This is a genomic window from Acidobacteriota bacterium (assembly GCA_016196035.1).
GTDB lineage: Bacteria > Acidobacteriota > Blastocatellia > RBC074 > RBC074 > JACPYM01.
On record JACPYM010000081.1, the window covers coordinates 28500 to 47794 of the forward strand.

General features: G+C 57.7%; 20 protein-coding genes. 14 read left to right on the plus strand and 6 right to left on the minus strand.

Features of this window, described 5'->3' with window-relative positions; genetic code table 11:
- Positions 1–26: 26 nt before the first annotated feature.
- Together HY011_23760 and HY011_23765 are read right to left on the minus strand one after the other, a co-directional pair.
- On the minus strand, positions 27–1502 hold the full coding sequence (locus tag HY011_23760; GenBank protein MBI3425957.1) for a DUF853 family protein: 1476 nt from the start codon (positions 1500–1502) through the stop codon (positions 27–29).
- 449 nt (positions 1503–1951) lie between these two features.
- Complete coding sequence (locus HY011_23765) at positions 1952–2143, minus strand: hypothetical protein (protein MBI3425958.1); 192 nt, start codon at positions 2141–2143, stop codon at positions 1952–1954.
- A gap of 112 nt (positions 2144–2255) precedes the next feature.
- On the opposite strand from HY011_23765, the gene HY011_23770 reads away from it, so the two are divergent.
- The 6 genes from HY011_23770 (at position 2256) to HY011_23795 (ending at position 6210) form a co-directional block, all read left to right on the plus strand.
- The gene (locus tag HY011_23770; GenBank protein MBI3425959.1) at positions 2256–2729 is read left to right on the plus strand and encodes an EVE domain-containing protein; all 474 of its coding nucleotides are present in this window, start codon (positions 2256–2258) and stop codon (positions 2727–2729) included.
- A gap of 137 nt (positions 2730–2866) precedes the next feature.
- On the plus strand, positions 2867–3256 hold the full coding sequence (locus HY011_23775; GenBank protein MBI3425960.1) for a VOC family protein: 390 nt from the start codon (positions 2867–2869) through the stop codon (positions 3254–3256).
- Positions 3257–3372: 116 nt separating this feature from the next.
- The gene (locus tag HY011_23780; protein MBI3425961.1) at positions 3373–4086 is read left to right on the plus strand and encodes a TIGR02453 family protein; all 714 of its coding nucleotides are present in this window, start codon (positions 3373–3375) and stop codon (positions 4084–4086) included.
- On the plus strand, positions 4086–4751 hold the full coding sequence (gene nth / locus HY011_23785; GenBank protein MBI3425962.1) for an endonuclease III: 666 nt from the start codon (positions 4086–4088) through the stop codon (positions 4749–4751). The genes HY011_23780 and nth overlap by 1 nt, the downstream gene beginning before the upstream one ends.
- A 14-nt stretch (positions 4752–4765) precedes the next feature.
- Positions 4766–5137, plus strand: a complete 372-nt coding sequence (locus tag HY011_23790) for a cytoplasmic protein (protein ID MBI3425963.1) — start codon at positions 4766–4768, stop codon at positions 5135–5137.
- A gap of 8 nt (positions 5138–5145) precedes the next feature.
- Positions 5146–6210 (plus strand): acetylxylan esterase, encoded by a 1065-nt coding sequence (locus HY011_23795; GenBank protein ID MBI3425964.1) that lies wholly within the window; start codon positions 5146–5148, stop codon positions 6208–6210.
- A gap of 114 nt (positions 6211–6324) precedes the next feature.
- On the opposite strand, the gene HY011_23800 is transcribed toward HY011_23795, so the two are convergent.
- Both HY011_23800 and HY011_23805 read right to left on the minus strand, forming a co-directional pair.
- Entirely contained in the window at positions 6325–7074 is a 750-nt protein-coding gene (locus HY011_23800; protein ID MBI3425965.1) for a hypothetical protein, read from the minus strand.
- 121 nt (positions 7075–7195) lie between these two features.
- On the minus strand, positions 7196–9301 hold the full coding sequence (locus tag HY011_23805; GenBank protein MBI3425966.1) for a hypothetical protein: 2106 nt from the start codon (positions 9299–9301) through the stop codon (positions 7196–7198).
- A gap of 379 nt (positions 9302–9680) precedes the next feature.
- On the opposite strand from HY011_23805, the gene HY011_23810 reads away from it, so the two are divergent.
- The 4 genes from HY011_23810 to HY011_23825 are packed head-to-tail and all read left to right on the plus strand — an operon-like array spanning position 9681 to position 11453.
- Positions 9681–10001, plus strand: coding sequence for a UPF0175 family protein (locus HY011_23810; GenBank protein MBI3425967.1), 321 nt, complete (start codon positions 9681–9683; stop codon positions 9999–10001).
- Positions 9998–10522: a hypothetical protein gene (locus HY011_23815; protein ID MBI3425968.1), complete on the plus strand. Its 525-nt coding sequence runs from the start codon at positions 9998–10000 to the stop codon at positions 10520–10522. Before HY011_23810 ends, HY011_23815 begins: the two co-directional genes overlap by 4 nt.
- Before the next feature lie 50 nt (positions 10523–10572).
- Positions 10573–11040, plus strand: coding sequence for a hypothetical protein (locus HY011_23820; protein ID MBI3425969.1), 468 nt, complete (start codon positions 10573–10575; stop codon positions 11038–11040).
- 2 nt (positions 11041–11042) lie between these two features.
- Positions 11043–11453 (plus strand): hypothetical protein, encoded by a 411-nt coding sequence (locus HY011_23825; GenBank protein MBI3425970.1) that lies wholly within the window; start codon positions 11043–11045, stop codon positions 11451–11453.
- 30 nt (positions 11454–11483) lie between these two features.
- On the opposite strand, the gene HY011_23830 is transcribed toward HY011_23825, so the two are convergent.
- Together HY011_23830 and HY011_23835 are read right to left on the minus strand one after the other, a co-directional pair.
- Positions 11484–13016, minus strand: coding sequence for a M20/M25/M40 family metallo-hydrolase (locus HY011_23830; GenBank protein MBI3425971.1), 1533 nt, complete (start codon positions 13014–13016; stop codon positions 11484–11486).
- Between the two features lie 28 nt (positions 13017–13044).
- Positions 13045–13599, minus strand: coding sequence for a YkgJ family cysteine cluster protein (locus HY011_23835; protein ID MBI3425972.1), 555 nt, complete (start codon positions 13597–13599; stop codon positions 13045–13047).
- A gap of 168 nt (positions 13600–13767) precedes the next feature.
- Here HY011_23835 and lysS point away from each other — a divergent pair, with 168 nt between their 5' ends.
- The 4 genes from lysS to HY011_23855 all read left to right on the plus strand — a co-directional run.
- Positions 13768–15345 carry a lysine--tRNA ligase gene (gene lysS / locus HY011_23840; GenBank protein MBI3425973.1) on the plus strand — a complete coding sequence of 526 codons (1578 nt, stop codon included), beginning with the start codon at positions 13768–13770 and terminating at the stop codon, positions 15343–15345.
- Between the two features lie 25 nt (positions 15346–15370).
- Positions 15371–17089 carry a hypothetical protein gene (locus HY011_23845; GenBank protein ID MBI3425974.1) on the plus strand — a complete coding sequence of 573 codons (1719 nt, stop codon included), beginning with the start codon at positions 15371–15373 and terminating at the stop codon, positions 17087–17089.
- Positions 17089–18339 (plus strand): ABC transporter permease, encoded by a 1251-nt coding sequence (locus HY011_23850; protein MBI3425975.1) that lies wholly within the window; start codon positions 17089–17091, stop codon positions 18337–18339. The genes HY011_23845 and HY011_23850 overlap by 1 nt, the downstream gene beginning before the upstream one ends.
- A gap of 347 nt (positions 18340–18686) precedes the next feature.
- Positions 18687–19295 (plus strand): hypothetical protein (locus tag HY011_23855; protein ID MBI3425976.1); only part of this gene is annotated, 609 nt, incomplete at its 3' end.

Sequence of the window (19295 nt, forward strand, 5' to 3'; positions counted from 1 at the left end):
AAGTTGATAGTCAGGGAGGAAAATCGTTACCGCCGCCGCCCGCTGCCGCCAAAAATTCCACCCAGCAAGCCGCGCGAAATTTCGCGCGCCACCTGCGTCCCAATCGAACGCGCCGCGCTTTTGGCGAACGCGCCCAACAATCCGCCCGCCACGCCCATCACGCCGGCCATCGCGCCCGACATTGCGTCTGGTTGCGCGGGCGCGGCCTCCGGTTCCGCCTGCATCTGAGCCGCGCGGTTCTTCAACATTTCGTAGGCCGAATCGCGATCCACAGCGTTTTCATAATGGCCATAAAACGACGAGCCGCGAATCACGGCTTGCCGCTGTTCGGGCGTGATCGCACCCAGCTTGCTTTCGGGCGGCGCGATGAACGCGCGGCGCACGATGGTCGGCGTGCCCTTTTCGTCAAGCACTGAGATCAGCGCTTCGCCCACACCAAGTTCCGTAATCGCGGCTTCGGTGTCGAGCGCGGGGTTGACGCGAAACGTCGTGGCGGCGGCCTTGACCGCCTTTTGGTCGCGTGGGGTAAAGGCGCGCAAGGCGTGTTGTACGCGATTGCCCAATTGGCCCAGCACTAGGTCGGGAATGTCGAGCGGATTCTGGCTGACGAAATAGACGCCGACGCCTTTTGAGCGCACCAGGCGCACGACCTGTTCGATCTTGGTCAGCAGCGCGTCCGGCGCGTCGTCAAAGAGCAAGTGCGCTTCGTCGAAAAAGAACACCAGTTTGGGTTTGTCGAGGTCGCCGACTTCGGGCAGCATTTCGTAAAACTCCGAAAGCAGCCAGAGCAGAAAGGTCGCGTAAAGCATCGGCGAGGCCAATAATTTATCCGCCGCCAAAATGTTGATGACGCCGCGCCCATCATCGCCGCTTTGCAGCATGTCGTTCAAATCCAGCGCGGGTTCGCCGAAGAATTTGTCGCCGCCCTGTTGCTCGACTTCCAGCAAGCGGCGTTGAATCGCGCCCACACTGGCCGCTGAAACGTTGCCGTAGCTGGTCGTCAATTCTTTGGCGTTGTCAGCCACGTGCTGCAACATCGCGCGCAGGTCTTTCAGATCAAGCAGCAACAGTTTGTTGTCGTCGGCGACCTTGAAAACCAGATTGAGCACGCCGCCCTGCGTGTCGTTCAGGTTCAAGACGCGCGTTAGCAAGAGCGGCCCCATCTCCGAAATCGTCGCGCGCAGCGGATGCCCCAGTTCGCCGAAGACATCCCAAAAGACGACCGGATAAGCCTGGTATTTGAAATCGTCGCGCGCGAACTGTTGCACGCGCTCGGCCACTTTGGGATTGTCGCCGCCCGTCTGCGAAATGCCGGCCAAGTCGCCTTTCACGTCGGCCATAAACACCGGAATGCCCTGGCGGCTGAAACTCTCGGCCAGCACGCGCAGCGTCACGCTTTTGCCGGTGCCGGTCGCGCCCGCGATCATGCCGTGGCGATTGGCCATCTTGGGCAGCAGGTAAATCTCTTCGGTATCTTTGGCGAGCAGAATTGGGGTTGCCATCTCGTTCAGTTTCCTTCTTTTGAGTTATTGAGTGGGGTTGTGCGCTGCGCAGTATAGCAGCGATGTGGCGGAACGGGGAACAGCAGCGCAAGGGAGATAAATGAAGCTTGTGCTTATTTCGGTATGCGCAGCCTTTGGAGTGCGGCGGCTCGACGCCGCTTTGGTAGGCCCTCGGCAACAGACGTGCAGCAGGCAGTCAAAGCCAATGGCAAGTGTTCCCGGCCTGCTGTCCCGAGCCAAAGCTATGCCAAAGCGGCGTCGAGCCGCCGCACGCCAAAGGCTGCGCCGCGCCAAAGTATTGACGGGCCGCCGGAGAAATAAGCACAGGCCTCAGATAATTGCCCACCACAAAAAGGCGCAAAAGGCGCAAAAGAATTCAAACTGGTCAATCTGTTTTGCGTTTTTTTGCGCCTTTTTGCGGCGGCTTTCTTCGATGATGATGGTCGTGATCAATCAGTGCTCAGATCGCTGACGCTCTCCGTACTGACGACAGTCGTCGCGCCTTTATTCCATTTCGGCGTGTATGGGCAATGGCGGCAGCCCGTGCCGCAACAACTGCCGCGTTGCAAATGATAGGCGCGGGTGAAGACCATAAAGCCGCCTTCCCAATAAAAATCCGCGCCTGCATCCAAGCGCTGCATCTTTTCTTTCAAAGCTTTCAAAAGCTCGTTGTTTGACATCCGTCACCTCGCCACCCTATTTTCACCGCCCAGCAGTCGCAAAGAAAGTCATCTATACATCAGGAGGAAACGCATGCCCAAACGTTACTGGCTGTTGAAGTCGGAGCCGGAGGCATTTTCGATTCAGGATTTGGCCCAGGCGAAAGGCCAAACCACCTGTTGGGACGGGGTGCGCAACTATCAGGCCCGCAATTTCATGCGCGAGATACGGCTGGGCGACCAAGCGTTTTTTTATCACAGCAACGCCGCGCCGCCCTGCATCGTCGGCAGCGTCGAAATCGTCAAGCAGGCCTATCCCGATCCCACGCAATTCGATCCCAAAGATCATCATTACGATCCGAAAAGCAAAATGGATAGCCCGGCCTGGGACATGGTGGACGTCAAGCTGGTCGAGATTTTCCCGCGCGCGCTGGGCCTGGATGAACTGCGCGAAGTGCCGGAACTGGAAGGCATGGAACTCTTGCGGCGCGGTTCACGTTTGTCGGTACAACCGGTCAGCCCTGAACAATGGAAAGTCATTGTCAAACTGGCCAAACGTAAGAAATAACATTCGGGACATGTTTGCCAGAGAGGCACGGAGGCACGGAGGAAAAACAGCAATTCCCTGCTCACTTAGAAATCCTCTGTGTCTCCGTACCTCTCTGGCAAACTCCCCTTGTCTTACCTTTTCAAAGGAGCATCCCAATGGCAGCACGTGTCGCACATTTTGAAATTCACGCTGAAAACCCCGCACGCGCTATCGCGTTTTACACCCAAACGCTGGGCTGGGAATTCCAGCAATGGGCCGATCAACCGTATTGGCTGATTTCCACCGGCCCCACCGATCAACCCGGCATCAATGGCGGCTTGCTGCCGCGTCACGGCGCGGGGCCGCTGGATGGCCAAGCCGTCAATGCTTTCGTCTGCACCGTGATGACCGATGCGCTGGATGAATTGCTGACAACCATCCCGGCCAACGGCGGTTCGATTGCGCTGCCCAAAATGCCGGTGCCGACCGTCGGCTGGCTGGCCTATTTCAAAGACACCGAAGGCAACATCTTTGGCGCGATGCAAAACGATCCGAATGCGCAATGACAACCGTGTCAGTAGCCCGACTGTGAAGGAGGGCTGGCTTCAAGTGAAACCCAATCAATCTGATTTGAAGCCAGCCCTCCTTCACAGTCGGGCTACTGACACAACGAGGAGCCCCGATGGCAAAAGAGCTACGCTTCACCCCCGCCCTGTTCGACTTTTTGCGCGAACTCAAGGCCAACAACAACCGCGAGTGGTTCGAGGCCAACAAGCCACGCTACCTGGCCGATGTGCGCGAACCCTTTCTGGCCTTCATCGCCGCGCTGCGTCCGCGTTTGCAAAACCTCAGCCCGCATTACGTGGTCGAGCCGAAATGCATGTTCCGCATTTACCGCGACACGCGTTTTGCCAAAGACAAGACGCCGTATAAAACCGCCGCGTCGGCTTACTTCTGGCATCAGGCCGGCAAGCTCGATACGCCGGGCTTTTATCTGCACATGGAACCGGGCGACTGTTTCGTGGGCATGGGGCTGTATGAACCCGCGCCCGCGCTGCGCAATCAGGTCGTCGCGGCCATCGCCGCCAATGCCGACGAATGGCGCGGCATCACCGGCGCCAAAGAATTCAAAAAGCAGTTCACCTTTAGCGGCGATGCGTTGCAGCGCGTGCCGAAGCCGTATGGCGAAGATCAGACGCTGGCGCCCGTCTTTGAAGATTTGAAACGCAAGTCTTTCATCGTCGTCGCCAAGCTGAACGAAAAGCAGGTTTGCGCCAGCGATTTTTTGGACAGATACGAAGCGCTTTGCACTGCGGGCGCGCCGCTCGTGGCCTTCCTGACGCGCGCCGTCGGGTTGCCGTGGAGCGCAACCGATAAAGGGACAAGGAAAAAGTGATGCCGAAAAAGAAACGCGAGACCCAGGCGGAACGCTACGACCGCACTCAAAAAATCATCCGCGCGTTGAGCAAGACGTACCCTGAACCCAAGTGCGCGCTCGATCACGCCAATCCGTTTGAACTGTTAATTGCCACGATCCTTTCGGCCCAGTGCACCGACGTGCGCGTCAACCTCGTGACCGCCGATCTCTTTCGCAAATACCGCGCGCCGCAGGATTACCTGAACGTGCCGCAGAGCGAACTGGAGCGCGACATTCACTCGACCGGCTTTTACAAAAACAAAGCCAAGAACATTCAGGGCGCGTGTCAGGCGTTGGTCGAGAAACACAACAGCGAGGTGCCGCGCACGATGGACGAATTGCGCGCGCTGCCCGGCGTCGGGCGCAAGACGGCCAACGTTGTGCTTGGCAATGCGTTCGGCATCGCTTCGGGCGTGGTGGTGGATACGCACGTCACGCGGCTCTCGCAACGGCTGGCCCTGACCGAACAAAAGACTGCCGAAAAGATCGAAGAGGATTTGCTCGAACTCGTGCCCGAAAAGCATTGGATCAACTTTTCACACTGGCTGATCTTGCACGGACGCGCCGTGTGCAATGCGCGCAAACCGCTCTGCGACAAATGCGTGATCGAGCCGCTGTGCCCGTCTTCATTGTTGCGGACATAACCTACGGAGAACCTATGAAAAAGCTGTTCACACTGGTTGGTTTAGTGTCGCTGCTGCTGCTTTGCATGCGTTGGGGCAGCGCCGTCCCGCAAGACCTCGATCCGCTAAAAGTGGCGAGCGACACGCACAAGCTGCTCTTTGAGAACCGCTTTGTGCGCGTGTTGGAAGTCCACGTGCCGCCCGGCAAAACCGAACCCTGGCACCAGCATGGCAATCGCGTAGTTGTTTACCTCTCGGATTACCACACACGCATCACCGAACGCGGCGGCCAGCCACAAGAGAACCTGCGCAAAGCCGGACTGGCGCGTTGGAGCGAACCCACCATTCACCAGGTCGAGAACATCGGCAAAACCGAGGGGCGCGTCATCAGCGTGGAACTCAAATAAGGAGCGATATGAGCGCACGTTATCTTGGCTGTTTTGTGCTGCTATCAATGAGCGCCTATCTTGCAGCCATAACTTTAACCCGGCCCACGGCAGCGGCCCGCGACAAAGAGCAGGCCCGCAACCGCGCGGCATTTCTAAAGCTGATTGAGCGCCCGCGCGTGCCGCTCGCTCCGGAAGTCAAAGAGTTGGGCGCAGCGGACGATCTCGCGCAAACGCAGTTCAGCTACGCCGCCGAAGCCAATCAACGTGTTCCGGGCTTGCTGGTCAAGCAAGCCAAAGCCAGTGGCCGCCGCCCCGTCGTGATCGCGTTGCACGGCACGGGCGGCAACAAAGAAAGCCAGTTGGCGCTATTGCAAGACCTGGCGCGGCTCGGTTTCATCGGCGTGGCGATTGACGGGCGCTATCACGGCGCGCGCACCAAGGCGGGCAAAGGCTCTGAGGGATACAGCGCAGCCATGCTGCGCACCTATCGCACCGGCAAAGAGTTGCCCTTCCTTTACGACACCGTTTGGGACGTGCTGCGCTTGTTGGATTATCTGGAAACGCGCGCCGATGTGGATGCACAACGCATCGGCCTGATCGGCTTTTCAAAAGGCGGGATGGAAACCTATCTGGCCGCCGCCGTGGATGCGCGCATCGCTGTCGCAGTGCCCTGCATCGGCGTGCAAAGTTTTCGCTGGGCGCTCGATCAAAATGCCTGGCAGTCGCGCGTGGGCACCTTCCAAACCGCCATCAATGGCGCAGCCATAGTCGAAGGCGTCACTGACATCAACAGCGCGTTTGTGCGCAAGTTTTATGATCGTGTGATGCCGGGGATTTATGGTGAATTCGATGGGCCGGAAATGTTGCCGCTGATCGCGCCGCGCCCCTTGCTGGTCATCAATGGCGATTCGGATGCGCGCACGCCGCTGCCCGGTTTGATGGAATGCGTTGAACGAGCGCGCACGGCGTACAGCAACGCCAAAGCGGACGAGAAGTTTGTCTTTCGACTTCAAGAAAAGACCGGCCACGCTGTCACGCCCGCCGCGCGGCAAGCGGCGTTGGATTGGTTTGGCAAATGGCTGAAACCATAACGACCACCGCTTCAACACGGGGCACAAGAGCATGGAGTTCAGGCTTCAGCCTGTCTGGGAAATCTCGCAGACAGGCTGAAGCCTGAACTCCATGCTCTTTTTACGAGAGCTAGGTCAGGGCTGTTCGGCGCGCACGATCGCTTCCACAACAACTTGGTCAGGGTATTCAGTCAACAGGCGCTGCACGTTCCAGTGCTGCTTGTCCAGCAGATGCGCCACCAGCAAATTAAAGCGCCAGTACAAGCCCGACTTGGCCCAATCCATTTTCCGATCGCCTGCCAGAAAGGCGCGTTTCGCTTCGTCGTAATTGAACGCCGCGCCTTTGCCCACATAATCGGCATAGCCCTCACGCACCCATTGCGGCAAGCGGTGATAGGCGATGCCGCCGACGGCCTGGCCCGTGAGCGTGTGAGTGATTTCGTGCGCGATGAAATAGTCCAGGGTGCGCTCGCCGGGCACACGCTTGCCGCTCGGCCCGATTAAGCAGTTTTCTTCAATCAGCGAATCGCGCAGGAAGACGTTGGTCGTAACCGGGTAGTAATTGACGCCGCCAGCGCCGTAGACATAGGTGAAAAAGAGCCGCTGCCGCCAGCGCGCGTTGCAAATGAATACTGTGTGATCCTGTTGAGCCGAATAAAGCGGAGATGTCGCCAGCTTGGCCTCGACCTTATCCATGACCTGTTTGCCCATTTCAGGCGCAAACGGCTGATCGGAATACAACGCCAGATTGTTGGCGCTTACCGAGGCATGAAAGAAGGCTTTAGGAAACGACAGCAGCCCCCACAACAAACCAAAAACAGCGGCGCAGCCCACCGCTGTTTTCAGCAACACACGCTTCCAATTTTTCAGCCACTGGCGTTTCATCAATTGAACCTCGCTTTGTTCATCGAAATCAGCTTTGGCGTGCGTTTGTTTGCGCCCGCCGCTTTTTGCGCACCATAGCGCAGCTTGCGAGGTGTGTACAGCAAATGGCTTGCTCGTGGGGCTATTTGATATTGATGCGCACCGTATTGGCGACTATGCCATCCACCGTCAGCACTACATCCACATCGCCACGGCCAGCCAGGCTGCGCGGGATGCGCAAGTTGACCTGATCCACACCGGCCAAGCCGCCTTGTTTTCCAGCGAAAAGCACTTCGGCTGCCGTGCCGCCGATGGTCGCCGTGACGTTGGCTTGAGCGCTGCGTTTGCGCAACCCGGTGCCGTACAAAATCAGGAAGACCTGCTCGCCGTCAGGGCCAAGGTCAAGCGGCACGGCGCCGAATTTGTTGGTGGATACATTCAACTGCGCGACTGTTTCATAACTTTGCGCGCCGTTGGCTTTGACGCGCAAGACGACTGCCGCCGCGACGCCCTGGCCGTTGGCGTTGGCGGAAAACAACCCTGGCGCGATGGTTTGCACCGGCAACGTGCCGCCCGAAAGCGAACCATCACCAGCGGTCACCGTGATCGTCGCATTGCCGTTGGCGGTGCCTTCGGGCAGTTGGTAGTTGATCTGGCCCGGCGAGACAAAAAACAGCGGGGCCAGGCGTTCGGTGCCGGCGCTGTCACGCACGCGCACGCTGGTGCCGGCCAAAGTTGTCGGCAGCGGCACACTGGTGGCCGCTTGCGTGCCCGTTGCGAGTCCGGTGCCAAAGGCCGAGACGATCTGTTCGCTGGCAAAGCGCGCGGCGCCGAAACTGGCGGCTGAAGTGCAGGCCACATCTTTCACGGATGGCCCCACCACATCCGACCAACTCGATCCGTTCCACCGCCCCAGGCGCGGCGTATCCACGGCGGTGGTGCTGTTGTTGTACGCCTTTTGGAACGTGCCGCCGGTGTAAACAAACCCCGCCAATTCCAAGATCGTTTGCGTCTGCGTGTCCAAGCCATTTCCCGTATTGCCGGTCGAAGCGCCCAAGGCCGACCACGCCGTGCCATTCCAGCGCACGATGTTGTTGGCGCTCACCGTCGTGCCATCGCCGTTGTTGCCGGCTGAAAATGCGCCGCCCAAATAGACATTGTTGCCGCTGGCATAAAGCGTATTGAGATAGCCATTCACACCGTTTTTGCTCGCGCCCGCGACGCCATTGAAAGGGGCCCACGTCGTGCCATTCCAACGCGCCACAGCGTTCACGCGCACGACATTGGCGGCGCTGTTATAGACATTGAAAAGGCCGCCCCCGACGATCAGATCAGTGCCGCTCACGGCCAGCGCGCTAACGCTGAAATCCGTGCCGTTCGCCTTGTCGCCGCTGCCCGTACCGAGTGCGGCCCAGGTATTCGTTGCCGCATTCCAGCGCGCGACATAATTCGCGCTAACTTCATTGCCAGTGTTGTTGAGGGCTTTGTTGAACGAACCGCCGACGTAAAGATCGCTGCCAATCAGCGCCAGCCCATGCACCCAGGCTTGGCCGCCCGCGACACCGTTGCCATTCGCTGCTGTGCCATTGCCCAAGGCCGTCCACGACGAACCGTTCCAACGCGCGACGCCATTGGCAAAGACGCTGTTGCCGGCCGCGTTGTAAGCCACGGTGAATGCGCCGCCGAGATAAACATTGCCGCCGCTGACCAACACGTCATCTACGCGCTGATTCACACCGTTGGCGCTCAGGCCGCTGCCGCCGCCCAACGCCGCCCATTGGCCGGTCGCGCTATTCCAACGCGCCACGCCATTAGCGCTGACCGCAGTCCCCGCACTCTGATAAACATTGCTGAAGCCACCCACGACATACACATCATTGCCGCTGATGGCGAGGTCTTCGACAAAGCCGCCCACGCCGTTGCCAGTCGAAGTCGTGCCCGTGCCCAGCGTCGTCCACACGCCAGTTTTGACGTTGAAGCGCGCCACGCCATTCGCGTTCACGCCGCCAATCGTGTGGAAGCTGCCCCCGGCATAAACGAAATCGCCCTCGCCCGCCAGCGCCGAGACCGCGCCATCCGCACCCGCCAGATCGAACCACAGGGCGGTCGCGCTGGCCTTGGGCGCCGCCGCTTGCACTTGATCGTGCCCCGGCGCCAGCGTGGCGGTCAGATTTAACCAGGCGAAGACAAGACTCAACACCCTGAAAGCACGATGAGACAGCAAGCGGCGAATCGTTGTGTTATTCATACGACCTCTCTGAATTTGTAGGTTGGACGCTGGCGGGACAAACCGCGTCAAAGGTTGTTGGCGGCGCTTGATTGCCGGGCAGCAGACGGCGGCGCAGTATTTCTTGAATTGGACTGGGATGCAGGTTACGGCGCTTGGCGGGAATCAGCAACCAGGGGCGTAGTTCGCTCATGACAAGTCACCCAGCTTCAGACATCTACCACGCCACGTGTCGAGGTGATCAAACGGGCTAAATGTTACGTTAGGAACGTGTGCCCGGGGCCGCTGGATTGCTGGCGATTCTTGAGCGCGTGATTGTGCGTGCGCTATGCTGCAACCGTTGAAACGCGCGGGAAGTAACACGAGCCTTCGCTGAACGCAGTTGCTGGAAATGAAACCGATGTCTGAGACAACTACGATATACGACGTGCTCGCCCTGGCGCGCACGCTTACCCTTGCCGACCGTTCGCGCCTGGCAAGGCTATTCACCCGTGCGGAAAATACACCGCTGCCAGAGCGCGCTTCCCTTGACGAGGCGCTTGAATTGTATCTGGCGGATGCTTGCAGCCTGGGACGGGCGGCTGAACTTTCGGGTGTCACGCGCTGGAAGATCATCGCTTATTTGAAGGAACGCGGCATCCCGGTGCTGGCACTGGGCGAGCAAACCGCCCACGAGTTGGATGCCCAGGCGGAGCAACTCGAACGGGAAGGAATCCTGTGATCGTCGTCGGCACCACCAATATCCTCAGTTTCCTGGCGGCGGGCGACTCGTTACCGGCATTCCTGCGCTTGTTCGCCCGTTCCAAACTGGTGATTCCGCCCGGCGTGCAACAAGAACTGCAAGCCGGCTTGAACGCGGGTGCCAACTACCTCGAACCGGTGCTCCAAGCCATCCAAGCCAATCAAATCGAAGTCAGCGCGCTTTCGGCAGAAGAAGAGTTTCTCACCTACAACTTGCCGCGCAGTCTCAACGAAGGAGAACTCCAAGCTCTCGCCCTCACCCAAAAGCGGCGCGCGCCCTTGCTGTGCAACGACACCCAGGCCCTTCGTTATTGCCAACCGCGCGGCATCACCGTCGTCAATCTGGTCGCCATTTTGCGCCTGCTCTGGGTAAAAAACGTGCAGTCGCCTGATGAGGTGCGCAGGTTGATCGAGCAGATGGAGCGGGTCGAAGGTTTGGCGCTGTCTCCCAGGCAGGTGGATGAGATTTTTGCTCAACACGAAGGCACTGAGACAGACTAACAACAGGGCGTTATAATCAACGCACAAAACCATTCCAGGAGGGACGAAATATGCTTGAGACTCTGACCATTGAAGACGGCGGTAAGGTCGCCTTGCCTGATGCTGTGCAAACACGTTACGGATTCAAACCTCACACATCCATCCGCTTGATCGAGACCAAAAACGGCGTTTTGCTGGTGCCGCTGACAGATGCGCCGATGAGCGCGGCACTCCAAGCCGAATTGGAAGAATGGCAGGCGCTGGGTGCGGGTGAATCTGTCAACGGAAATATGGTTGTGCCTGCACCGTATGTCCTGGCGACGAATCTTTCCATCAAAGATCGTTCGCGCGAGGACGAATGGTTGCACGCGCACCAGGTCGAATACGCAGGTCAGTACGTCGCGCTCGAAGGCAATCGGTTGGTCGCCCACGGAAATAGCTTTTCTGAAGCAGCCACGGCAGCGCGCGCGGCAGGCGTCCAGGATGCGCTGGTCGTTTTTGTGGAAAGCCCAGACACGCCGCCTTATCTCGGATTCTGATCATGACCTATCAACTGAACTTCAGCCAAAAACAACGTTACGACTCGCTGGAAACGGGCATTTCCCTGGAAGTCGCGCTTCAGTATGGCGGCAACAAAACGCATTGCCGCGCCAAAATTGATAGTGGCTCGCAGGCTTGTTTGTTTGAGCGCGGTATCGGCGAGTTTCTCGGCATTCCAGTTGAAAGCGGACTCCGGCGGGATTTCTCCACCCTGACCGGCAGGCTAACGGCTTTCGGTCACGAAGTGGTGCTGGAAAGCCTGGGGTTGCAATTACAGAGCTTTGTTTATTTCGCTGAATCTGACGCGATCAAACGCAACCTGCTGGGTCGGCAAGGCTGGCTGCAATTACTCAAGTTTGGTCTGGTTGATTACGACAGCGAAATTTACCTGAGCCTTTACGATGAAAAATGATTGCGAGCGAATCCAGCCAGACTCCCAATTTCACTTCATCGTCAACAACACCGCCATCGTCTCAATCCCATCCCACAAATTCTGCAACCGCATATTCTCGTTCGCGCTGTGCTGGTTGTTGTCGTGATTGGCAATCGGCACGCCGATGCAGGGCGTTTTCAGATGGTCGGTGAAAATGTACAGCGGCACGCTGCCGCCCAGCGTGGGCATTTTGATGACCGGGCCGCGGGTACTTTCAACAGCACTAGCGACGGCGGCGATGATGGCTTGGGAGATGGGCAGGTCCATCGAAGTTTTGGACGCGTTGTAGCCGCCCTGGCGCATGACTTTGGCGATCTTGGGATATTTCAGGCGCGTGGCGTCGTCGGGGTCAGCTTCGACGATGTAGTAGCCCTGGGCGCGGATGTGTTCGACGACTAAGTCTACGGCGCGGCGATGGTCGAGGCCTTTGACCAGGCGGATGTCGAGCGAGGCCGTGGCGGTCGAGGGCACGACGTTGCGGGCGGTCGCGCCGACTGAAGAGCTGACGAAGCCGCGAATGTTAAGCGAGGGCAAGTTGAGCATTTCGCTCAAGCGTTTGCCGCCGCCTTCGCTCCAACCCAGACCGAGTTCGCGTTTGAGCAGCGCGTCGTTGTCGGGCGCTTCAGCAAAAGCGCGCAGTTCGGTGGCGCTGAGCGGTTCGATGCCGTCGTAATAGCCTTTGATCAGCACGCGCCCGTCATCGTCTTTCATCGAAGCCAGCAGCTTGGCCAGCATCAACGCCGGATTGGGCGCCCAATTGCCGTAATGGCCGCTGTGCAATTCGCGGCGCGGGCCGTACACAGTAACCTCAAGACCGGTCACGCCGCGCGCGCCGAAATAGATTTGTTGGCGGCGTGTTTGGTCTACGGGGCCGTCGCATATCAGCCAGGCATCGGCTTTGAGCAGGTCTTTGTATTTGGCGACGAATTGTTCCAGATGCGCCGAACCGGCTTCCTCTTCGCCTTCAAAAAAGAATTTGAGATTGGCTTGGGGTGTGATGTTGTTGGCGCGCATGGCGTCGAGCGCGGCGCAGATGGTGATAATCGGCGCTTTGTCATCGCCGGTCGAACGCGCGTACAAGCGCCATTCGGGATCGAAGGGCTGACCTTTGGCGGGGAACGGAATGTCTTTGCCGCCCGCTTCGAGCGAGGCCGAACGCAGGATTGGTTTGAACGGATCACCGCCCACCCACTTGGCCGGTTCGACCGGCTGGCCGTCGTAGTGGGCGTAAAAGATCAATGTGCGCGTCGCGCCGGGCGTATTGATTTCGCCATAAACGACAGGCGGCACATCGGGCAATTCCAGCAATTGGGTTTTGACGCCGCGTTTTTGCAGCAGCTCGACGATTAGCGCGGCATTGCGGCGGATGTTGGGCAGATCAGAGGCGACGTTGGGGATGGCGAGCAGGCGCGTGTATTCGGCCATGATCTCGTGCTCGTGCTGCTGGCGGTATTGGCGCGCGGCTTGGGCGGCGGGGGATGTTTGGGCAACCACCGGATAAGTCAGCAACAGCAAGGTCAAGAGGGCGGGTTTGGTGTTCATCGGTTCTCCGGCATTCAAAAGACCAATTTCAAATTTGAGATTTCAAAATGATGGCGCTCATCCGCTGGCGTTTGCCGCTGTCTTGATCGGCAATGCCGCCATCACGGCAATGCTGCAAATTTGCCAGCGCCAGACGCGTGTTTAATTCGTCAAGCGGCACCAGATGCTCTTCGTCCAGTTCATTCACCGCTTCGGGCGTGGTGAAATTGAGCGGGCAAAAGTCTACTTCCGGCGCGCCGTCTTCGGCCTCGAAGAGCAGCGGCAAGCCTTGGGTGCGGCAGATCAGCGGGCGTGATTCGTAGATTGCACAGCGTTCATTCACGAGCAGCGGACAGGCGACGGGTTCGCCTCGTGCTTCGCGTTGGTTGACCTCAGCGGCTTGCTGTTCGATGCGTGTGCGCAGGTCTGGCGGCAATTCGTCCAAGGTGGCGGCGATACACGCGGCTTCCACTGGAAAGACAGAAAGATGATGCTGACAGCAGCCGCTGCACCCGGCGCGGCAGGCCAGATGCGCGGCGTAGCGCTGGGCGAGTTGCGTAGTCAGGGCGTCAACGGTTTGAACGAGTTGTTCGTAAGGAGTCATCGCGCGCCGCATCCTACGCGCGCACGGGCGGCAAAGGCAATGCCGCGAATTGACCGAGCAGATGGCCGAACAAATGCTTGACCAATTGCCTGAATTGACACTCGTAAATTGGCATTCCTATAATCGCGCCTCATTTTTCCCAGGCAGATCATCGCTGAAGGAGCACTTTTGCTAGAGCAAGACAACGATCAGATTCAACAGCGGCGGCAACATCTCGCTGACATTGCGGGCTTGGGCCACGCCGCCTATCCGCACCGCTTCGACCGCACACACACGATTTCGCAGGCGGCCGAGGGCTACCAGTCCTTCGCCGGCAAGAAAGAAGGCGCGGAACTTGAGCAGGTCAACGCCGAGCTGAAAGCCGTGACTGACGGCGCGGTGCGGCTGGCCGGACGCATCATGACCCAGCGGCTGATGGGCAAGGCGGCCTTTGCCAATTTGACCGACGGGTTGAAGCAGTTGCAGGTTTACCTGCGCAAAAACGACATTGGCGACGAAGCCTGGGCGCTCTATCAAAAGCTCGATCTGGGCGATTGGGTGGGCGTCGAAGGCTTTCTGTTCATCACGAAAACAGGCGAACTTTCGCTGCACGTGCATAAGCTGGAATTCCTGGCCAAGGCCTTGTTGCCGATGCCGGACAAGTATCACGGCGTGCAGGACAAGGAATTGCGCTACCGGCAACGGTATGTGGATTTGATCGCGAGCAGTTCGGCGGCGCATTTGCACGAAGAGGCGACCGCGCTGACTTCGCGCGAGGTCTTTGAGCGACGCGCGCAGATCATCCGCGAGGTGCGGCACTATTTCGACTCGCGCGGCTATGTCGAAGTCGAGACGCCAATGCTGACGCCGCTCGCGACGGGCGCGGCGGCGCGGCCTTTCAAGACACATCACAACGCGTTGGACATTGAACTCTTTGCCCGCATCGCGCCGGAGCTGTATCTGAAACGCCTGATCGTGGGCGGCTTTGAGCGCGTTTATGAAATCAACCGCAACTTCCGCAACGAGGGGCTGTCGTACAAGCACAACCCCGAATTCACGATGCTGGAATGGTATCAGGCCTATTCGGACTATCGTGACCTGATGGATTTGACCGAGGAGTTACTGACGCTGCTGGCCGACCGCGTCTGCGGCACGCGGCAGGTGCCGTATCAGGGTCAGACGATCAATTTCGACAACTGGCAACGGCTGACGATGCGCGAAGCCGTGTTGAAGTACTGGCCCGACGACAAGGCGGACGCGCAGCCTTCGCTGGACGGGTTGCTGGAACGCGGCGCGCTGGAACAGGCAGCGGCGGCGGCGGAAATGAACTTCGATCCGAAGCTGAATGACGGGCAATTGCTGGGCGCGCTTTTCGAGCGCGTCGCCGAGCCGCATCTGCTTGATCCGACTTTCATCATCGAATACCCGACCGAGCTGTCGCCGCTGTCGAAACAGAACCAGACCGACCCGCGTTTTGTGGATCGGTTTGAGTTGTTCATCGCTTCGATGGAAGTTGCGAATGGCTTTTCGGAGTTGAATGACCCGATTGAACAGCGCCGCCGCTTTGAAGAGCAGATGCAACAGCGCGCGGGCGGCGACGACGAAGCGATGGTGATGGACGAAGATTACATCCGCGCGTTGTCTTATGGCATGCCCCCAACGGCGGGCGAAGGTATCGGCATTGACCGTGTGGTGATGCTGCTGACCAATCAACATTCGATTCGCGACGTAATTCTCTTCCCGCACATGCGGCCCGAAAGCAAATAACAGACGAAAATAAGGAGCAGGCATCTTGGCGAAGCATCCCTCGACAAAGGCCAAAACAGGCAAGCAGGCTATTGAGACTCGGCCAGAATTGAATGAAACCATTACTCCTATCGAAGCCAAAGAATCCAAACCGAAACCCTGGCTGCTGATCGGACTGGCGGCAACGGTGGCGGTGGCCTTTCTCGTTGTTTACACCATGCGGCTGGATCACGTCGTCGGGCTGGTCGTGGACGATGCGTGGTATGTGTTGCTGGCCAAGGCACTGGCGACCGGACAGGGTTACACCATCATTAACTCACCGACACCAGGCATACGGCCCTTCTACGCCCCGTTCTTCCCCGCGCTCCTTTCGCTTTTCTATCGTTTCTCAAGCGGCTTCCCGGGCAACCTGCTGCTGCTGAAATCGGTTTCGATTGTGGCGATGTTTGGCGCGGGCGTGCTGGCGTATTTCTATTTTCGCCGGGTGCGTGAGGTGCCGGAATATACGGCATTGGGCATTGCAGCAGCGACCGTCTTATATCCGGCGCTGGTTTTTTTGGCGACTTCATCCGTGATGTCGGAATGCGTCTTCACGCTCTTGCAACTGGGCGCGCTACTGCTGATCGAACGCTGCGTGGCCGAACGCGAGAACAAAGCCGCGCTCAAATTTGCAACCTTTGGCGCGTTGCTGGTATCCGCCGCCTTTCTGACGCGCCCGGCGGGCCTCGGTTTGTTGTTAGGCAGTTTGCTGTATTTGCTCAAAGAGAGACTGACACGCACGTTATTGATCTTTGCGGCAATAATGGCGTTGCTGGTTGGCCCCTGGGTTTTGTATTCGCGTATTTATGCGCCTACGGCGGAACAACGCGCGGAGCAAGGGGCGAACATCGTGCAGCCCTATACGACACAATTTTGGCAAAAAGTGGCGGGCCAGCCTTTAGACGGTACGATTACTTTCGACGATCTACCGGAACGCGTCTGGAACAATCTCGCGGAAATCGGCAAATACGATATTGGTGGTATTGCGTTCTATTCACTCTTTCGCCCGCTCGAACCGGGCGAGCGCATTCGCATCGGTCAGGAAGGGCGCGGCCTGTCACTCCTTTTCGCGGCGCTGGCGTTGTTCGGTTATGTGATGACGGTGCGGCGACGCGTGACGCTGGCGGAAATCGTAACGCCGCTGGCCCTGGCAATTTCCCTTTCGTGGGGCTGGGAGCAGTTTCGCTTGTTGCTGCCTTTGGTGCCGTTGTTGCTTTATTACCTACTGATGGGCCTCAAAGGCTTTGGCGATTTGTATCAGTTACTGACGAGCGAACCGGCAGGGCGGCGACAATGGCTCCCGGCGACAGTGCTGATCTGGTTGATCGTCGTGCTGAATCTTTACAGCAACAATCAATATATCCAGCGTAAGAACGATCCCTCACCCGCCTACCAGTTGAAATGGCTCAAAGCATTTGATGAGAACGAAGCGCTGATCAAATACGTCGGCGAAAGGGTGCCTAAAGATGCAGTCTTGGCGACCCAAAACCCGGCGCTGGTCAATCTCTATACCGGCCATAAAACCGTGGCATCGGACGATCCAGCCGGGGCGTGGGAAAACTGGAAGAAGCTGGGCGTGCGGTATCTGGTGCGCACCTCGCCTTACCCGCTGGAAAAACCCGACGCCTCTGAAAGTAAATTCAACATCCTCTATCGGCAGGGCGGTCAGTTGAATTTGCGCGTGGTGGATTTGGGCGAGGTGGCCACACGCCAGTCGTGGAAGTGATGCCATACGAACTGTTCATCGCTCTGCGCTATTTGCGCGCCAAACGCCGTCAGATGGCCGTGTCGGTGATCACGGGCGTAGCCATCCTCGGCGTCACTATTGGCGTGGCAGCGCTATTGGTCGCCCTAGCTCTGATCAAAGGCTTCCGCCACGAAATTCAAGACAAAATCTTGCAAGGCACCGCGCATCTCAACCTGCTCAGAGCTGACGGCGGCAACATTGAAAATTATGGGGAATTGGCAGCGCAAATCAGCACTGTACCGGGAGTCGTGGCGGCTTCGGCAACAAGCTACGAGCCAGTCTTACTGACCATCGGTGATCGCAGCGAACAAGCCATCATCAAAGGTGTTGATCTAACGGCCCAGGCGAGCGCCAACGAAGTCTTTGCAATCACCGTTGAAGGCGATGCCAAACAATTGAGCCGCCCAGACTCACCAGCCGTTGAAGACAGTCCCGCCGGCATCATCATTGGCAAAGAGTTGGCTCGAACCCTGGGCCTGCAATTAAACGCCCGCGTCACCGTGGTATCAGCCGCAACCAGTTTAACCCCCGCCGGCATGTTGCCCCGTCCCAGATACACAAGCTTTCGAGTGGTAGGTTTTTTCGCTTCAGGTCTATATGAGTATGACTCGAAATGGGCCTATATCGCCTTGGATGTGCTGCAACAACTCAGCGGCAAAGGTAACACTGCGGGGGTCATTCAAATGCGCGTAGCCGATATTTACGCCGTCAGTGAGATTGGCGCGCGCGTGCAAGCTAAAGCTGGCGCAGCTTTCATTACAAACAACTGGCAGGAATTGAATCGCCCGCTGTTTGCGGCCTTGCAATTACAGCAACGTATCGTGGTGATCTTCTTTATTCTGCTGATTGCGGTTGCCATGTTAAATATCATCACGACTTTGACGCTCATGGTGGTTGAAAAGCATAAGGATGTCGCAATCCTACGGGCGCAAGGGGCTACGGCTGCTTCAATTGGCCGTATCTTTTGCTTGCAAGGAATATCTGTTGGAGTCATTGGCACAGTAAGTGGTTTCGCCTTAGGGGTCATTTTGTATTGGCTCATCAATGCTTACCACTTAATTGCAGTACCGGCGGAAATCTACTCCATTTCTCATGTTACCCTTCAATTGCGCGTTATAGATTGTTTGGGAGTCTGTCTCACTACCGTTTTTATCAGCTTTCTGGCTACGCTTTACCCGGCCTACACAGCCGCCAAACTACAGCCGGTTGAAGTTTTGCGGTACGAATAGCGGCATCACTAACTCTCACAAAATCAAAAAATTAAACATGCCGGACATGCCGATTAAAGCTATTGACAAGACTCAGCACGATACGTAGACTTGCGCGCGTTGGTGAGTGCCCCTCACAGTGCACAGCCCGAACTTCTACTGACCCTCTTCGGAAAATTCGGTTGTCAGGTTCGCACAATGATTGCGCGATACTGCCTTTTTTTCAGTTAGTAGATGGGTTGACTCGCTGACAGCAGGGTTGATTCCCTGAATGACCATAATGACCGACTTCGACTCTTGGCAGCTTTGCCGAGGGGTTTTGCAGTTAACTAACAATCTCGTTTAAGAGAATAAGGAGAAACTCGAAGATGCGAACCTCACGCAAACTCTCACAAATTGCGTTTATCTTTTTTGCGTTGCTGGTAATGGCCGCTTCTGCTTTGGCAGCGGACCCAGGCTCACCATATCCGGCAAGCTCTGAAGTCAGCGATCAAAAAGCTGGCTCGGTTTTGATCTACAACATCTACACGTCGAATGCTTCGGGTGGCAACACTCAAAACACGCGTGTGAACATCACGAACACGAACCTGACCAATCAGGCCTTTGTGCACTTGTTCTTCGTCAGCGCGGATTGCACGATTGCAGACTCTTATGTTTGCTTGACGGCGGCGCAAACGGCGAGCTTCCTGGCGTCGGATGTGGATCCGGGCACCAAGGGCTACATCGTAGCGGTGGCAGTGGATAATCTGGGCTGCCCGCTCAACTTCAACTTCCTGATTGGCGACGAATACGTCAAGTTCGCTTCCGGTCACGCGGCGAATTTGGGCGCTGAGGCCTTTGCGGCGCAAGGTGTGCTGCCGTGCGATCCGAATCAACCGTCAGTGGACATCAACTTCAGCGGCGCCACAGGTGGCTACAACAAGCTGCCGCGGGCGCTGGCGGTGTCGAACTTCCCGAGCCGTGCAGACGGCAACGAC

What these genes read in the sequence shown, in the direction of transcription:
- HY011_23760 (MBI3425957.1), bottom strand. Translation starts at nt 1,502, where the DNA reads ATGGCAACCCCAATTCTGCTCGCCAAAGATACCGAAGAGATTTACCTG.
- HY011_23765 (MBI3425958.1), bottom strand. Translation starts at nt 2,143, where the DNA reads ATGCAGCGCTTGGATGCAGGCGCGGATTTTTATTGGGAAGGCGGCTTT.
- HY011_23770 (MBI3425959.1), top strand. Translation starts at nt 2,256, where the DNA reads ATGCCCAAACGTTACTGGCTGTTGAAGTCGGAGCCGGAGGCATTTTCG.
- HY011_23775 (MBI3425960.1), top strand. Translation starts at nt 2,867, where the DNA reads ATGGCAGCACGTGTCGCACATTTTGAAATTCACGCTGAAAACCCCGCA.
- HY011_23780 (MBI3425961.1), top strand. Translation starts at nt 3,373, where the DNA reads ATGGCAAAAGAGCTACGCTTCACCCCCGCCCTGTTCGACTTTTTGCGC.
- nth (MBI3425962.1), top strand. Translation starts at nt 4,086, where the DNA reads ATGCCGAAAAAGAAACGCGAGACCCAGGCGGAACGCTACGACCGCACT.
- HY011_23790 (MBI3425963.1), top strand. Translation starts at nt 4,766, where the DNA reads ATGAAAAAGCTGTTCACACTGGTTGGTTTAGTGTCGCTGCTGCTGCTT.
- HY011_23795 (MBI3425964.1), top strand. Translation starts at nt 5,146, where the DNA reads ATGAGCGCACGTTATCTTGGCTGTTTTGTGCTGCTATCAATGAGCGCC.
- HY011_23800 (MBI3425965.1), bottom strand. Translation starts at nt 7,074, where the DNA reads ATGAAACGCCAGTGGCTGAAAAATTGGAAGCGTGTGTTGCTGAAAACA.
- HY011_23805 (MBI3425966.1), bottom strand. Translation starts at nt 9,301, where the DNA reads ATGAATAACACAACGATTCGCCGCTTGCTGTCTCATCGTGCTTTCAGG.
- HY011_23810 (MBI3425967.1), top strand. Translation starts at nt 9,681, where the DNA reads ATGTCTGAGACAACTACGATATACGACGTGCTCGCCCTGGCGCGCACG.
- HY011_23820 (MBI3425969.1), top strand. Translation starts at nt 10,573, where the DNA reads ATGCTTGAGACTCTGACCATTGAAGACGGCGGTAAGGTCGCCTTGCCT.
- HY011_23825 (MBI3425970.1), top strand. Translation starts at nt 11,043, where the DNA reads ATGACCTATCAACTGAACTTCAGCCAAAAACAACGTTACGACTCGCTG.
- HY011_23830 (MBI3425971.1), bottom strand. Translation starts at nt 13,016, where the DNA reads ATGAACACCAAACCCGCCCTCTTGACCTTGCTGTTGCTGACTTATCCG.
- HY011_23835 (MBI3425972.1), bottom strand. Translation starts at nt 13,599, where the DNA reads ATGACTCCTTACGAACAACTCGTTCAAACCGTTGACGCCCTGACTACG.
- HY011_23850 (MBI3425975.1), top strand. Translation starts at nt 17,089, where the DNA reads ATGCCATACGAACTGTTCATCGCTCTGCGCTATTTGCGCGCCAAACGC.